The 16,585-nt window shown below is 63.2% G+C and carries 8 protein-coding genes; all 8 read right to left on the bottom strand.

Translation table 11 applies throughout. The features are described 5' to 3' along the window. Positions 1-118 precede the first annotated feature (118 nt). Positions 119-1,186, bottom strand: coding sequence for a Holliday junction branch migration DNA helicase RuvB (gene ruvB / locus ACTQXO_RS04710; RefSeq protein ID WP_441042065.1), 1,068 nt, complete (start codon positions 1,184-1,186; stop codon positions 119-121). Next, positions 1,186-1,806, bottom strand: a complete 621-nt coding sequence (gene ruvA / locus ACTQXO_RS04715) for a Holliday junction branch migration protein RuvA (RefSeq protein ID WP_427747730.1) — start codon at positions 1,804-1,806, stop codon at positions 1,186-1,188. The genes ruvB and ruvA overlap by 1 nt, the downstream gene beginning before the upstream one ends. Further along, complete coding sequence (gene ruvC / locus ACTQXO_RS04720; protein ID WP_035137351.1) at positions 1,806-2,327, bottom strand: crossover junction endodeoxyribonuclease RuvC; 522 nt, start codon at positions 2,325-2,327, stop codon at positions 1,806-1,808. Before ruvC ends, ruvA begins: the two co-directional genes overlap by 1 nt. A gap of 294 nt (positions 2,328-2,621) precedes the next feature. After that, a complete protein-coding gene (locus tag ACTQXO_RS04725) occupies positions 2,622-4,607 on the bottom strand; it encodes a hypothetical protein (RefSeq protein ID WP_441042067.1) in 1,986 nt (661 codons plus the stop codon). 117 nt (positions 4,608-4,724) lie between these two features. Then, the gene (locus ACTQXO_RS04730) at positions 4,725-5,087 is read right to left on the bottom strand and encodes a desulfoferrodoxin family protein (protein WP_427747728.1); all 363 of its coding nucleotides are present in this window, start codon (positions 5,085-5,087) and stop codon (positions 4,725-4,727) included. Positions 5,088-5,252: 165 nt separating this feature from the next. Then, entirely contained in the window at positions 5,253-8,726 is a 3,474-nt protein-coding gene (locus tag ACTQXO_RS04735) for a DEAD/DEAH box helicase (protein WP_441042069.1), read from the bottom strand. A gap of 162 nt (positions 8,727-8,888) precedes the next feature. Next, positions 8,889-12,692, bottom strand: a complete 3,804-nt coding sequence (dnaE, locus tag ACTQXO_RS04740; RefSeq protein WP_441545502.1) for a DNA polymerase III subunit alpha — start codon at positions 12,690-12,692, stop codon at positions 8,889-8,891. Positions 12,693-12,955: 263 nt separating this feature from the next. Then, positions 12,956-16,582 (bottom strand): UvrD-helicase domain-containing protein, encoded by a 3,627-nt coding sequence (locus tag ACTQXO_RS04745; protein ID WP_441545503.1) that lies wholly within the window; start codon positions 16,580-16,582, stop codon positions 12,956-12,958. Positions 16,583-16,585 lie beyond the last annotated feature (3 nt).

Raw genomic sequence — 16,585 nt, forward strand, 5'->3', positions numbered from 1 at the left:
AAAGACCAATTCAGCATAGCACGGGCGCGCAATAGTAAAACGCCCATAACCGATGAACGGCGATATGTTTATCCAATGCCCAGCGATAGCCTACAGATGCGCTAAAACAAGCCCATTCCTACAGGGTCGGCTCGATACCCAAATGCTCGAATGTGCGCAGGGTTGCCTGACGGCCCTGCGGCGTACGAATCATCAACCCGCACTGCAACAGGTAGGGTTCGTAGACATCTTCGAGCGTACCCGGGTCCTCGCCCACCGCGCTGGCAAGGGTCGTCAGGCCCACGGCACGGCCGGAGAACGTCTTGGCGAGCGTCTCCAAGATGCGAATGTCCATCCAGTCCAGACCAAGCTCATCGATCTCAAAGAACTCGAGCGCCTGACGGCAGATATCAAGCTCAATAGGACCGTTGCCGCGCACCTGGGCGTAATCGCGCACGCGCTTGAGCAAGCGGTTGGCAAGACGCGGCGTACCGCGCGAGCGCGAGCCGATCTCGAGCGCGCTCAGATGGTCTATTGTCACGCCCAAAATGGTTGCCGAGCGCGTCACAATCTGGGCAAGCTCCTCGACCGTGTAGTAGTCCAGGCGATACGAAATACCAAAACGGTCGCGCAGCGGGCCGGTCAGCATACCCGAGCGGGTCGTTGCCGCCACCAGCGTAAACTTGGGGATATCCAGGCGAATCGAGCGCGCCGCCGGACCTTTGCCAATCACGATATCGAGCGCAAAGTCCTCCATCGCGGGATACAGGACTTCCTCGACCGAACGGTTGAGGCGGTGGATCTCGTCGATAAACAGCACGTCACCCGGCTGTAAGTTGGTAAGGATGGCCGCCAGGTCGCCGGTGCGCGCGATGGCCGGGCCACTCGTCGTCTTAATCTGAGCGCCCAGCTCGTTGGCGATAACGGTAGCCAGCGTGGTCTTGCCCAGACCCGGAGGGCCCGAGAAGATCACGTGGTCGAGCGTCTCGCCACGGCTCTGCGCCGCCTCGATCAGCACGCGAAGGCTCTGCTTGATATGCTCCTGACCGCAGTAGTCGTCCAGACGCTGGGGGCGCAGGGTACGGTCGACATCGAGGTCCTCGGGCGTCAGCTCCGAGCCCACCATGCGCTCGCCATGCGCCATGGATGCCGCCGGCGAGCTGCCGGGCGTCGCCCACAGGTCCTGAGAGTCATCGGCTTCCCACATCACGCATCCATTCCGAGTCGCTTAAGCGCCGCGCCGAGCAGATCCTCGACACGCATATCCTGCCCATCATACCCGCTCAGAGCAACATCGGCCTCCTGCGGGCTAAAGCCCATGGAAAGGAGTGCCGCGCGGGCATCATCGATGGCCGAGGGAGCGGCAGTGGGCACGGGCATCGCAACCTGTCCGGGAATCACGTCGACCGGCACAAAGCCCTTATCCTTGGCAAAGGTACTCTTGAGCTCCAGGATGAGGCGCTGAGCTGTCTTTTTACCCACACCGGGTACCTTGGCCATGCCCTTGTCGTCCTCGGCCATCACCAGCGAATACAGCTGCCCCACGGTATAGGTGGAAAGCACGGCGAGCGCCAAGCGCGGGCCAACGCCCGAGACGGACACGAGCCGGTCGAACATCGTGCGCTCGTCCTTGGAGGCAAATCCAAAGAGCGTCATGGCGTCCTCGCGCACCTGCATACGCGTGTAGAGGCGAACCTCGCCGCCGGGCGTCGGCAACGTGGCCGCAGTGCTGCCCGAGATGCCGAGCTCAAAGCCCACGCCCGACACATCGACGACAGCAGAGCTCATCGTGGCCTCGACAAGCGTTCCGTGGAGCTGGGAGATCATCAGTATCCGGTTCCTCTCTGTTGATAGAACTCGCCGCCGGTAAGCGCTCGGGTGCGGCTGAGGTTAACGTGGCAGATGGCGCAGGCCAGGGCATCGGCGGCATGGTCGGGGTGCGGGTCGTGATCGAGCTGCGTAAGCGTACGCACCATGTAGGCGACCTGTCGCTTATCTGCGGCGCCGGTGCCCACAACAGCCTGCTTAATCTGCATGGGCGTGTATTCGCCAATCTCGAGCGCGCACTCCGAAAGCGCCACAAGCGCAGCGCCGCGGGCATGCGCCGTGGGGATGGCCGAACGAACGTTAGCGCCAAAGTAGATGCTCTCGATAGCAGCGGTATCGGGACGATAGCGTTCGACAACGCCCTTGAGGTCGCGGGCGATATGCGACAGGCGCACCGCGAGCGGACTTCCAGCACTGGTCTCGATGCAGCCATAGGCACGACAGCGAACCTCGCCACGTCGCTCCTCGATAATCCCCCACCCCGTATGGGCCAAACCAGGGTCGATACCCAAGATAACCAAGCCAACCTCCCCTCGTCACAAGCGCAGCGCAAGGCAAGGCCCCACGCACTATTCACGAACGTCTGTTCTAGAATAACACAACAGCGACCGTATCTGGCAAGCAAGGTCGAACCATAGGTTGAGCATAAGTCAGCGAGCGAGTCCCTGCCGTGGCAAGGTGTCGCGAAAGAGGAGCGCCGCGTACTTCTGTACGCAAGCGACGGTTTGAGCGGCAGATGGCCCGGCAGGGGCTCGCGTAGCGTCGACTCGTTACGCGGTTTGGCAAAACCGCGTAACCTTTGCCCCATCCCCAGTTTAGTTCTGCGAGAAAAAAGGAAACTGACGGGGATCCACCGGCGGATGTGGCATCGGCGTGCCCTGGGGCCCGCCCTGCGGTCCGCCCTGGCCGCCCATCATCCTTTCGATGGCGTCCTGGACCTCGCCCTCGAACTTTTTCATTCCCTCGTGCAAACGACGCTGACCGTCCTCAGAGCGCAGCTCCTCCATCTGCTCGGGCGAAATACCCAACAGCTCACCCAACAGACCCATCATCTCACCGCGCATGCGATCGCCCGTATCGCTATCGGCAAAGCGGCGCACTTCGGCGCGCGCCAGTGAATCAACCGTCATGCGCTCCTTGCCGTTGAGCCCCAAATCGGACCACGCAAGCATGTACGGCCAAGCGCGCTCGGCAAACGAACGGGCCGAAACGATCGGCGCCGTCGGCAACATGCGACGGGCAGCCTCACCCTGTCGAACGAGCATCAGCAGCAGCGAGCAGGCCTCAGGCTTGCCAGCGGCCATCGGGATGTCGTCGAAAGATCGATTGCGATCCACGTGCGCCTCGAGCGCGCCATCGACCTCACCCGGCTCAAGCCCGCCGAGCAGCTGTGCCGCGCGGTCGAGCATATCGACCGGACCGTCGAGCGTCGAGAGCGCCTGCGCCAGCACTCGCTCCATACAATCTTCCACCGCGTTGAGCGTCACGAGCTCTTGGGGCACCACGGCAGACGTGCGGTTGCGCACGCGCGCCACAAACTCAAGCGTCGACAGGTACACATCGCCAAAGGGCGCAAAGTCGCCCTGGTAGCCACCGGACAGTGCGGGCGCCGCCAGCGCGTACTCGGTCTTGGAGAGCGGGCTCAACGCCATGGCGCCCAGCTCGAGCGCCGTATCCTCGAGCATCAGCCCCAGCGCACGCGAGCGCAGACGCTCGGCATCGCCCGCCGACACGTCGCGATCGAGCACACGCGCCGCATCCGGTGCGTCGCGCTCGACGGTGCGAATGTGCAGGCGCTCGGCAATCGCGCGGACGGCGGCACAGCGGGCAGCCTCGGCCTCTTCCTGAGCCGGCGTAAAGATACGGTTGCGCCCCAGCACAAGGCCAATCACATTACGCGGGCCCAGAGCGTCAACGGCAAGTGCCGCCAGCAGGGACGACGGCAAGTCACCCTCGAGTGCCACCACAGCACGCGACGCGCCGCGAGCGCGGGCATTGTCGCGCACGGCGAGCACCAGCGCCTGCCACAGCCACGCCTCGGAACGAAACTCGGGCAGTTCGTGATCTTCCAGGGCATCGAGCATCACGCCGCGCTGAATCTCCTGAACCAGCAGGCTCTCCTCAAAACACGGCGCCTGGGCCACCACGCGACCGCAGTCGTCGAGCACAAACGAACCGCCGGTATACACCGACTCGTCGTACGCACCGACCGGCGCCATGCAGGCAAACCACACGCTGCGCTTAGATGCGATCTTGCGGTAGGCACCGCTGCGAACGGCGGCGATGGCGGCAGTCTCGCGGTCGGTCATGTCAAACGCGCTGAATTGGAAATACGCAATGAGGTCAACACCGGTCGGCAACATCTCGAGTTCGCGGTCCAAGTCAAAAATCACGGCGATGCGCACGCCGTCCACGTCGAACACCGGCGGCGCCCAACGCGTATCGTTGTTCTCGCCACGCTGCAGGGCAATGCTCGATCGAGCCGGCACCACATGACCGTCCTTGAGCATCATGTAGTCAAGCAGCGGCTGGCCCTCAAACGAAACCGCCGCGGGCACGATGCAGATCATATCGAGCTCTTGGATACGCTCGGCAACACCGGTCAGGCCTGTCAGCATGTCGTGCTCAAAGTCGGCAGTACCCATCAGGCCGCCGGGCAGAGCACCCATAAAGAGCGGAGCCGGGACGCACAGCACGCGCGCCCCGCGCTCGTGGGCCAGACGAGCCTGGTCCTCGATGCGACCGCAAATGCCCTCAATATCACCCAGGCGCATATCGATCTGTGCAAGTGCGAGCTTCATGGCCCAGCCCTTTCCGTCGTAAACCATCGAAACCGTAGTAAAAGCGCCGGCCGCATAATGCAGCCGGCGCTTGCATGTGCATATGCTAGCTATGATACCCCGAGCGGGGGCGCGCTCCTAGAACGTCGCGGACCACAGCCCATGCAGGTTGCAGTAGGCATAGACGGTACCGGTCTTGGAGCCGCCAGCGAAAAACGTCGCGGGCTTCATGCCGGGCTCAAGGTAATGGACCTCCAGGCGGCCCTCGGCCTCAAGCGCGATCCACTCGATGTAGTGCTCGGGCAGCATGGGGTGCTCCGTCGAGCCCACGCGCGCACGAATGACGTGGCCGTCGCGCTCGGTCTCGACAACAGGCACGTGCTTCTCGTGCGCCGCATCCTCGGTGTTTGCCGTCAGCTCCGTGCAGCCGGCAGGGGTCGCAACGTCGTCGCCAAGAGCGGCAACGAGCTTGCCGTCGGAGTCTTTAAAGAATTTCGCCATGATGTTCTCCTTTGCTGATGTGCCAATGTTCTCGTTAGTTCTTATGCCCAAAGAGCGCCGAACCATCCATGGCATTTCAAATGAACACATAACGGGTGGGATAAACGGTCGGGCTAAGACGAACCGGCGACCTGGCCCAGCCCGGCAGCCCCATCCCGCGCGCAGCTAGCGACCGTCGCCACCGAGCAGCGCCAGAACGTCCTCGCGCGTGAACAGCGCCGACGAAATGCCATCACCGCCGAGCACACTGTTGACCAGGTCGCGCTTGGACTCCTGCATCTGCATGATACGTTCCTCGATCGTGTCCTTGGCGATGAGCTTGTACACGGTCACGGTGTGCTGCTGGCCAATGCGGTGGGCGCGGTCGGTCGCCTGGTCTTGCGCCGCCACGTTCCACCACGGGTCGTAGTGGATGACCACGTCGGCAGCCGTCAAATTAAGGCCCACGCCGCCCGCCTTGAGCGAAATCAAGAACACCGGCACCTCGCCCGCTTGGAACTGCGTAACCATCTTGGCGCGGCTCTCTTTAGACGATGCGCCCGTAAGCTTAAGGAAGGTGATATCCTCCTTGGCCAGGCGCTTGCCGATGATATCGAGCATGCCCGTAAACTGGCTGAACAGCAAGATGCGATGACCGCCGTCGAGCGCGCCGTGGACGAGCTCCATACACGTATCGAGCTTGGCGCTTCCCGCCTTGTAGTCCGCGTAATGCAGATGAGGATCACAGCAGATCTGGCGCAGCTTGGTGAGCTCGGCAAGTACCTTGAGCTTATCTTTTTTGAACTCCCCGGCCTCGCGGTGCTGCACTTGCTGGGCAATGCGGTCCTGGTTGGCCAGGTAGAGCTTGCGCTGCTCGCCGGTGAGCTGCGCCATCACCGTATCCTCGATCTTCTCGGGCAGGTCGGCCACCACGTCTTCCTTGACGCGGCGCAGCACAAACGGCGACACGAGCGCCTGCAGGCGAGCGGCGCTGTCACCCTCGGCGTGCTCGACCGGGCTTTCGAAGCGCTTGGCAAACGACTCGCGCGTGCCGAGCAGGCCCGGCATCAAAAAGTCGAAGATGCTCCAGAGCTCGGACAGGCGGTTTTCGATGGGCGTGCCCGTCAAGGCAAAGCGCACACCGGCCGGCAGACGCTTGGCGGCACGTGCCACCTGCGTGAGTGGGTTTTTAATGTACTGGGCTTCATCCAGCACCACGCGGGCAAAGTCCTGCTCGACGTACTCGTCGATATCGCGGCGCATGAGGTCATACGACGTTACGACCACGTTGTGCTCGGCCACGCCGGCAATTTGCACGCGACGCTGGGCCTTGGTGCCCAAAATGGCGCACACATCAATCGACGGGGCAAAGCGCTCCAGCTCGGCAGTCCAGTTGTACACGAGCGACGCAGGGCACACCACAAGCGTGGGCTTAGCGTCCCCCGCCTCCACGCGCGCCAGGATATGCGCGATCATCTGGAGCGTTTTGCCCAGGCCCATGTCGTCGGCCAAGATGCCGCCAAGGCCCAGATGCTCGAGCGAACCGAGCCACTGGTAGCCGTCGACCTGGTAGCCACGCAGCGTGGCCTTGAGCGAGGCCGGCACCGTAAAGTCCATCTTGCCGAGCGTGTCCAGGCGCTCGACGGTGCGACGGAATGCAGCGTCGCGATCGGCTTCGAGCGCGGACGTGCGCGCAAGCATGCTGTCGACGAACAGGGTACTCGACGCGGGAAGCGACACGCCGTCGAGCAGGTCGACAGCATCGACCCCCAGATCCTCGGCAAGGCCAAACGCGGCGCGCGCTCCCTCGTCCAGGCGAATGATGTCGCCCGACGTGAGACGAGCAAACGTCTGGTGACGCTTGTAGGAATCGAGGTAGATGGCAAGGTCTGCCGCCGAAAGGCCGCTCGCGCCCAGTTCGACGTCGAGCAGGTTGCTCTTGACGGTGGCGCGCACCGAAAGCTTGGGCGCAGGGCGGACCGAGATCTGGCGCAGGCGGTCGCTGAGCATGACCTCGCCCAGCTCGGACAGGGCAGACAGGCCCTCAGTCAGCAAGTGGAACAGGCTCTCGTCATCGCGTTCCTCAAACGCCAGGCCACCCTCGTAAAAGTCGAAATACAGAGCCGCCGTATCCATAACGCGAAACTCTGCCACCTCGTCGCGCGGCGGCACGCCCGGGCGCTGCTCTTCGAAGGGACTGCCCGGAGCGCCCATGCTAAAGAGATCTGCCGACCAGTCGCCGTAGGTAACCGTAATTTTGCAGGTCACGAGGCCATCGTCGACGCCGATCGCCATGGCAAAGCTTGGCTCGGGCGCCACGGTATCGAGCACAGCGGGCGCGGTAAGGTCGGTGTAGTCGCGCAAGATAGGCAGCGCCATGCGGCAAAACTCACCCACCTGGTCGGCGGCGATATGGACCGGTGTGCGGCAGGGCAACAAGTGCGATAGGAACGGCGCGGCATGTTGGGCAAACGCCGTGTCGGTACGGCGCGCGCGGCGCGTATCGACCAGATAGGCGACGTCGCCCGAGGCAAAGCAGTACGTATCGGCCGGAAGGCGCAAGTCGTAGCTGCCCCCGGCTGCCGGCACAATCTTGGCAGCAATCAGCGGCGGGCGCTTAGCCGGGACTTCGCCCTCCCCTTCCGGCAACGACTCGACCGTCACCTCGTAGGCGCGGTGCGTCGTCGTCCCCCGCGACCAAGCAGGCTCAAAGGACATGGTCCTGCCACGCAGCAGGTCCAGCACGGACACGATGGAATACTCGGATATCGGCAACTGACGCTCGGCGACAAAACCGCTGCGGGCAAAGTCGTACGATGCCGAGCGCGAGCTCGTAATATCGCCTAGGTAGGCGACCGTCATTGCAACAAAGTCGAGCAGCTTTGCCGATACATCATCGAAAGCCTCGGGCACATGAAGGAACGTAAGCTTCTTGCCATAGGAGAACGTACCGCCGCGCGCATAGGCATCGGCCATGCCGTCGATATCCTTAACCACGTAGGACACCGAGCCGCAGCGGATGCGAAACTCAAGCGCCCAGCTAAAGCGATCGGCAAACAGCGGATTGTAGTACGGCACTAGCGAGGGCTCCAGCACTGCTTTGGGCGCATCGGGGTCAATGGTGCCGGCGAGCTTGCGGCGCATGGCCACGAGTTTATCCATGCGCGCGTCCGAAAGATCGGAAAGCGCTGCCACAAGGCTCGGGCTCGTGGGCGCGGGCGCCGGGAAGGGAAAGTTGGGGTTGACCGCAGATGCGCTGGGCGCGGGGCGTGTGGGCTGATTGGACTGTGCGGGCGACACCGTAAACGTGCGGACCGGCGTGCGCAAACCCTCGACGGGCTCGGCGCCGCTGGCATCCAGATACGCCAACGCCGTGGCGATGGCGTGCTTGCACATGCCGGAATAGCGGAAGGCGGCGGGGCAATCGCAGTCGTAGTCGACAACCTCGTGCTCGTCCATATCGAGCGCCACGTGCGTCTTATACAGGTCGCCGCGCGAACCACGCACCGTACCCTCGATATTCACATTTTTGGAGAAGCGCGAGCCGGAGTCCTCAAACGACAGCACGGCGCCGTTGAGCATGAGCGAACGCCCCTTCATAAAGGTACTGCTGAGCGCCGCCTCCTTACGAAGCGTCTGCACAAACGTCCCCTGCGCCATCGCTTCCTCCAATCTCACCCGGGGTAGCTAATTTGGGACGGGGCTATTTTAGCTACCCCCATATGTCGGTTGAGATGTGTTCCGACCCCGACTCATTCGCCGTCAGCCAAAGGGTGGCTAAAAAAGCCCCGTCCCAAATTAGCTACCCCGCCAACGGCGTCCTTAGATCACCGTCACTCTGCCTTGGTTACCCACGATGGCCTTGGCCTCGGCCAACAGCGGAATCGAGCGTGCGTTGACCTTAGCAGGTACCTCGGCACGCAGCACGCGCCCGTCCGCCTGCTCGATAAAGATCTCTACGCGGTCGCCGCCCGGGTTGGCGGTGAGCACCGTGGCAAGACGCGCCATGTTGCCCTGGCTAAAGCGGCTGTTGGGCACCATGACCTCAAACACCTTGGGCTTGTTGTTCTCCTCGTTGAGCTCAAGCGGCACAATCTCCTGCGCGATGATCTGGTCGCCGCGGTCCGAGCGCTCGAGCTTGCCCTTAATGCGCACAAACGCATCGGACAGCTGCGCGCCGGTCTCGGGATCGACCTCGCCGTACAGATACCCCTCTGCCTCCTTGAAGGTCTTGGGGAACACCACGACGGTGGCCTCGCCTTCCATGTCCTCGAGCTGCACGATGCCCATGGGGTCGCCGCTTTTGGTCACGCGCTTGGACACGCTCGAGACCATACCGGCCCACCACAGCGCCTTGCCCTCGGGAATTTCCTGGTTGATGGTGCCGCCCGTGGGGTTTTGCACCTCGTAGCCGGTGTCGATCTGCGAGAACGAGAAGTCGCGCGCTTTGCTGAGCGCATACTCAAACGGGCGCAGCGGGTGGTCCGAGACATAGATGCCCAGAACCTCCTTCTCCTGGCTCAGCTTAAGGTGGCGGTCCCATTCCTGGCCATCCGGATCGGGTACGCTCACCTCAAAGCCCGAGCCCTCAACGTCGCCAAACATGTCGAAGAACGACGTCTGGCCGCTCGCGCGATCCTTCTGGCGCTTTGCCGCGGCATCGATGATGTTCTCGGGGTTGTTCTTGTCCACAAAGTGCATCATCTGACGACGCGGATACCCCGTGGAGTCGAAGGCACCTGCCTTGATGAGCGATTCGATCACGCGACGGTTGGCCTGGCTCGAGTCCACGCGCTCGACAAAATCATGCAGCGTCTTAAACGGACCGCCCGCCTCGCGCTCGGCGATAATCGCCTGCGCCACGCCGGTGCCCACGCCGCGGATGCCGGCCAGACCAAAGCGCACACCTTCCTTGGTAGCCGTGAACTCGGTACCGGACTCGTTGACATCTGGCGAAAGCACGGGGATGCCGTCGTGACGGCATGCCGAGACGTAGTGCACGATCTTGTCGGTCTTGCCCGTATAGGACGTCAGGACGGCCGCCATGTACTCATGCGGATAGTGCGCCTTGAGCCACGCCGTCTGCATAACCAAGATGGCGTAGCCGGCGGAGTGCGACTTGTTGAAGGCGTAGGATGCGAACTCGAGAACATCGTCCCAAATCTTCTGGGCGACCTCGCGCGTGTAGTTGTTCTTGATGGCGCCGTTCATCCAGTGGTCGTAGGTGGTCTCGTCCGAGCCATCCTCCCAGTGGAGCACCGTCGACGTAAGCAGCTTGATCTTCTTCTTAGCCACGGGTTTACGGATACGCGAGTCCGATTCGCCCTTGGAGAAGCCGCACATCTCGACGGAGATGAGCATAACCTGCTCCTGGTAGACCATGGTGCCGTAGGTTTCGCCCAGGATGTCGTCCAGACGGTCGTCGTAGGAGACGGCCGGCTCCTTGCCGTTCATACGGTTGATGTAGGACGAAACCATGCCGGCGCCCAGCGGGCCCGGGCGGTACAGGGCGATCAATGCCACGACGTGCTTGTACTCGGTGGGCTTCATGTTCTTGATTGTGGCCGTCATGCCGGCGGACTCGACCTGGAAGACGCCGGCGGTGTGGCCGGAGCCCATGAGCTTAAAGATCTCGGGATCGTCAAAGGGAATCTCTTCCTCTTTGATGTCGATGCCGAAGTTCTTTTTGATGTTTGCCTTGGCCTTGGAGATAACCGTCAGCGTACGCAGGCCCAAGAAGTCCATCTTGAGCAGGCCCATGTCGGCAACGGTATGGCCCTCGTACTGGGTAATCTCGACGCCGCCCTTGGTGTCGAGCTTGGTGGGCACGTGCTCGTTGACGGGGTCGCGGCAGATCAGAACGGCGCACGCATGCACGCCCTCGCCACGGGTGAGGCCCTCGATCGAGAGCGCCGTGTCGATGATGCGGCGGGCGTCGTCGTCCTTTTTATAGGCCTCGGCAAAGTCGGGGTTAAACAGATCCTCTTTGCCGGGTTGTTTTTCGAGCACCTGCTTGAGCTTGACCTTGGGGTCGCTCGAGACCATCTTGGACAGGCGCTGGCCCATGTAGACCGGGTAGTCCAGGACGCGCGCGGCGTCGTTGATGGCCTGCTTGGCCTTAATGGTCGAGTAGGTGATGACGTGGGTGACCTTCTCGGGACCGTAGAGCTGGCGAACGTGCTCCACGACCTCGAGACGCCGCTCATCGTCGAAGTCCATATCGATATCGGGCATCTCGGTACGCTGCGGGGACAGGAACCTCTCGAACATCAGACCGTTCTCGAGCGGGTCGAACGCGGTGATGTTCATGGCGTAGGCGACGATAGCGCCGGCGGCCGAGCCACGGCCGGGGCCGACGCCGATGCCGTTGTCCTTGGCCCATTGCACGTACTCGGCGACGATCAAAAAGTAGGCGGCAAAGCCCTTGTCGCAAATGACCTTGTATTCGTACTCAAAGCGCTCTTTGATGTTGACGCCACCGATCTCGCGCGTGGCCCAGTCGTCACCGTAGTGCTGGCGCAGGCCTTTCTCGCACTCGCGGCGGAACTGGCTCTCGTGCGTCTCGCCGGGATCGAGCAGCGGAAAGCGCGGCAGGATGATGGAGTCCCAGTCCAGCTCAACGTAGCACTTGTCGGCGATCTCGAGCGTGTTGTCGCAGGCCTCGGGGCAATACGGGAACATCGCCCGCATCTCCTCCTCGGTCTTCATGTAAAACTCCGAGCCGGTCATGCGCATGCGGTTGGGGTCGTCGACCTTGGCGTTCATGCCGATGCACATGATGACGTCCTGCACGGGCGCGTCCTCGCGGCGCAGGTAATGGAAGTCGTTGGTGGCGATGACCTTGACGCCCACCTGTTTGGCGATATCAATGAGCGTGCGGTCCATCTGCTCGTCGGTCAGGCCGTTATCGGTGGTGATGCCGTGTTCCTGGATCTCGATGTAGAAGTCGCCGGGGTCAAAAGTATCACGGAAGGTCTCGGCCCACTTGATGGCGCCTTCCATGTCACCGCGGTCGATGTATTTGGGGATGATGCCCGCGATGCAGGCGCTGGTGCAGATCATGCCCTTGGCGTGGCGGCGCAGGTTGTCGAGCGTCACGCGCGGCTTGTAGTAAAAGCCCTGCACGGCGGCCTCGGAGACCGTTTGCATCAGGTTGACGTAGCCCTCCTGGTCCTTGGCCAGAAGGATCATGTGGTAGAGCTCGGGTTTGTGGTCGCGGGCGAGCGTCTCGTCCGGCGTAAAGTAGACCTCGCAGCCAAAGATGGGCTTGATGACCAGAGGCGGCTTGAGCTCGTCGATATTGCCCTTCTCGTCCCACATGGCCATGTCCTTCACATACTGGGCATGCTCGCGCGGGTTTGCCTCGGGATCGGGCTCCACCAGCTCGTCACGGCGGTCCTTTTCCAAGAAGGCCTTGTCGTGGCTCCAAGTTTTGTACTCGGGCGTATTGTGGTTGACGGCGTCGCAGGCCAGGGCCAGATCGGGCACGCCATACATGTAGCCGTGGTCGGTAATGGCCACGGCGGGCATGCCCAGCTCTACGGCACGGTTGACCATATCCTGGATACGGGTTGCGCCGTCGAGCATGGAGAAAACAGTGTGGTTGTGCAGATGGACGAATGCCATGTGATGAGCTCCGATGCGGGTTCGTGTTCTGACTGAACGATTTTACCCCACGGCACGGACAGCGCCCGAACCTAGCCAAACCCACACGGGTAGCTAATTTGGGACGGGGCTTTTTTAGCTACCCTTTGACTGACGGCGAACGAGTCGGGGTCGGAATACATCTCAACCGATGTATGGGGGTAGCTAAAAGAGCCCCGTCCCAAATTAGCTACCCCTGAGCTGCAGTGGAATCGAAAAGGATTCCACCGCAAGTTATCTGAGGGTTAGAGGTTGTAGGTGACCACCTGGGGCTCGGCGAGCTCGACTGAGACAGCTGGGGCCGTCTGCTCCACGCGGACGAACTTGACGGTCACCGTCTTAAAGCCCGCTTTATGCAGAACATCCGAATAGACGCGCGCCTGCAGGGCGTGCTTCTCGAGCAGCTGGTCGGGTGTCTCATCCGGCGTGCCACCCGTCTTGTAATCGATGACCAGTGCGCGTGACGGATCGGCCGGGTCGGTCGCCAGCGCATCGATGGCGCCCTCGGCATATGCACCGTAGCGGGCAATGTCCTTGTCCTCGCAGCCCAGCGAGAAGAACGGCACTTCGGCACGGACGCACGGCCAGGCAAGAAGCTCGGCACGGACCGACGACCTGAGCCAGCGATTCAGGGCAACGTCAAAACGCTCGCGCTGCTCCGGCGTCAGGCACCACAGGCGCGTCAGCGCATCGGCACGCTCAGCGGGCAGCGCATCGGCACCCATCTCGATGAGCCACTGGCAGGCGGCATGGAACGCCGAGCCCAGCGCCATGGGGTTGCCGGCGGGCTCGGCAGCAACCACGTCTGCATCGGCCATCTCCGAGCCATCCGACTCGGCATCGTCGCCCGCCTCATCCATGGGAACACGCGCCTCGGCGGCACGGTCTTCCGTCTCGGCATGGAGCGCCGCGGCGATCGACGAATAGCTGTACGAATCACGCGCCGGGAACGGACACGTGCCCATGCGCACGCCCGCCGCCTGGGGATATACGAGTTCAAACGAATCGGGCTTGGGGTCGGCAGGACCGGGCACGGTTGAGTGCGCAGCATTATCGGCGACATCGGTATCGCCACGAACGAGCCTGCCCTCGGCATCCAGCGAAGCGTTGGCCTCAAACGCCTGCTCGCCAAAGGTAAAGTCCGAAAGCGAAATGAGCTCGTAGTCGCCCGGCTGGGAGTTGTCGAATACCAGGCGGTCGGCATCGAGCTGCGGCATGTCCAGAGCGTCGGTCGGCAGAATGCGGCGCAACACGTCGTAGGTCAGATCGGTCTCGACATCGAAGGTCGGCACCGTCACCTTGCCACGGCTCACGCCCGCATCCATCGCCAAGATCACCAGCTCGCGCGCACGGGTCATGGCAACATAGAGCAAACGGGCCCGCTCCTCGAGCGAAAGCTGCAGGTCGTCGTTGCGCAGGCGGGCAAATGCCTCGGCGGGAGAACCCGTCGCACAGACGTCCTCCATGAGCTCCGGCGGTAGCCACAGCGACGTGCCCTTGCCCTTAAACGCATGCTCAAACTGCTTTTTGACGTCATCGCCCTTTACGAACGTGCCGTCCGCGAGTTTAACGCCGTCGAAGCGTGCCGGCAGCGCCACGACCCGCGCTCCGCCCTCGACGCGACCCATCTGTGCCGCACCCGAGGACTTACGCACGCCAAAGCACTCGGAGACCGCCACGACCGGATATTCCAGACCCTTGGAGGCATGAACCGTCATGATGCGCACCGCGCCGTCGCCCTCCTCGTTGAGGGCGCCCGGGGCCTCCTTGCCCGCCAGGAAGCGATCGAAGGCAAGCGCAATGGAGCGCGGCGAGTTACCGAACTCGGCCTCCGCCTCGGCCACGGCATCGAGCGCCTTGAGCACGTTGGCGGCGATGGCCTTGCCCTCGGGGCCGCGCTGCGCCAGGCGCACGAACCAGCCGGAGGCATTGACCGCGTCGCGCGCGATGGCGGCGAACGAATCACGCCCCACGCGACGCAGTGCGTAGCGCAGCACCTCGCGGGCACGCGTCACGAGCGGCAAGCCCTGCAAGCCCGGCACATCGGAATCGCTCATGATGCCCGCATCGATGTTGCGGCGCGACGTCTCGCCCGTCTGATCGTCGAGTTTGGTCGCCAGCGCCAGGAACTCCTGGGCGCCGAGTGCAAACATCGGCGAGGCCAGCAGTGGCATAAGGCCCTGCGCCGTATCGGCCGGATTGGCGAGGGCACAAACCAGGGCGCGCACCGTCTGCACCTCGGCAGCTTGGGCAAAGACTGAGCCGCCCGCGATGACGCAGTCGAGCCCCTGGTCACGGAAGGCCTGTGCGTAGACGTCTGCGTTGGTCATGCGGCCCAGCAGCAGCACCATGCCGCCCTGGGGCTGGCCGGCATCGGCAAGCGCGCGGAATCGCTCCGCGATCGCGCGGGCCTTGGCCTGTGTGCGCTCCTGCGTACTGCCGCCGGCAACAAAGAGGGCCTGGCGGCGCGAGGCATCCGCCACCAGCGTGTCCTTGCGGCCGTCGCTCGCCTCAAGATCCAAAAAGCCCTGCATCAGGCCGCCGTCATCGCCGTCGAAGACGCGGGCCACATAGCGCAGCACCTCGTCGTGGCTGCGGAAGTTGCGCACGAGCTTGACGAGCTCGCCGGCGGGGGTATCGGACGTGGCAACCATGTCCGACGCCGCCGCCGATCCCACCTTGCGCTCCTGGCGACGGAACACCTCGACCTCGGCGCCGCGGAAGCGATAGATCGACTGCTGCGCATCGCCCACGGTACACAGTGCGCGCTCCCCCGCACCCGTCAGGTAGCGGATTAGATCGACCTGCATCTGATCGGTATCCTGGAACTCGTCGATCATGACCATCTTAAAGCGGCCCTCGTACGCAGCACGAATGGCAGGGTAATCGCGCAGGGCCTCGTAGGCCATGCGCAGCAGGTCGTTATTATCGAGGGCGGACTGGGCAGCCTTCAGTGCGCGATACTCGGCCTCTACAGAGCGGGCCAAGCCCACCAGTGCATCGAGCGCGGGGCCACCGCAGGCAAGCACGATATTGATAAATGCATCGGCGGCCTCGGCCTTGAGCAGCTCGACCTGCTCCTTGGGGAATGCCTTGCTCGCGCGCGGCATGGCGCACGACATCATGAGTCGCGCCGCATCGGCCATGGTCTTGCCGCTCGCCTCGAACGCGTCGATGGCATCGAGCGCCGTCTGCGCCTTCTCGGTCGCGGCCTTGCTTGCGCCCAGCGCCGATCGATAGGCATCGGCGAGCGCCGAGGTATCGGCCTGGCCGCGCGCCACGCGCACGTCGTCCATGCCGCCCGGCAGCTGGCTCGAGAGCTCCAGCAGGTCGCGTACCAGGCCCTTGATGGTCGTGCCGGCGCCAAAGGGGCCGCCCTCGCCCGCCATGGGATACCAGGCGTAGAGGGCCTTGAGCGATGCCGCGAGCTCGGGGGCGGCATCGGGTGCCGTCGCGCGGGCCAGCACATGCTCAACAGCCTGATCCATGAGCTCGTCGGTATCGGTGAGCACCGTGAACTCGGGGTCGATGCCCAACTCCAGCGCGTGTGCGCGCAGGATACGCGAGCACATGCCGTGAATGGTCGAGATCCACGCGTCGTCGACGGTCAGCGCTTCCTCGTCCATGCCCTCGTCGATAAGCGCACGGCGCACGCGATCGCGAATCTCGGCCGCGGCATCCTTGGTAAAGGTAATGGCGAGCACCTGGTCCAGATGCTCGACGAACGGACCGGATTCGGGCGAGAGCGCGTAGACGATGCGGCGCGTGAGGGTAAAGGTCTTGCCCGAACCGGCGCCCGCCGAGACAAACAGCGGACGGTCGAGCGTCTTGACGATCTGCAGCTGTTGCGGCATCAAGGTCGAAAGATCCATGGT

It is taken from the genome of Collinsella sp. LCP19S3_D5 (genome assembly GCF_052121415.1).
GTDB lineage: Bacteria > Actinomycetota > Coriobacteriia > Coriobacteriales > Coriobacteriaceae > Collinsella.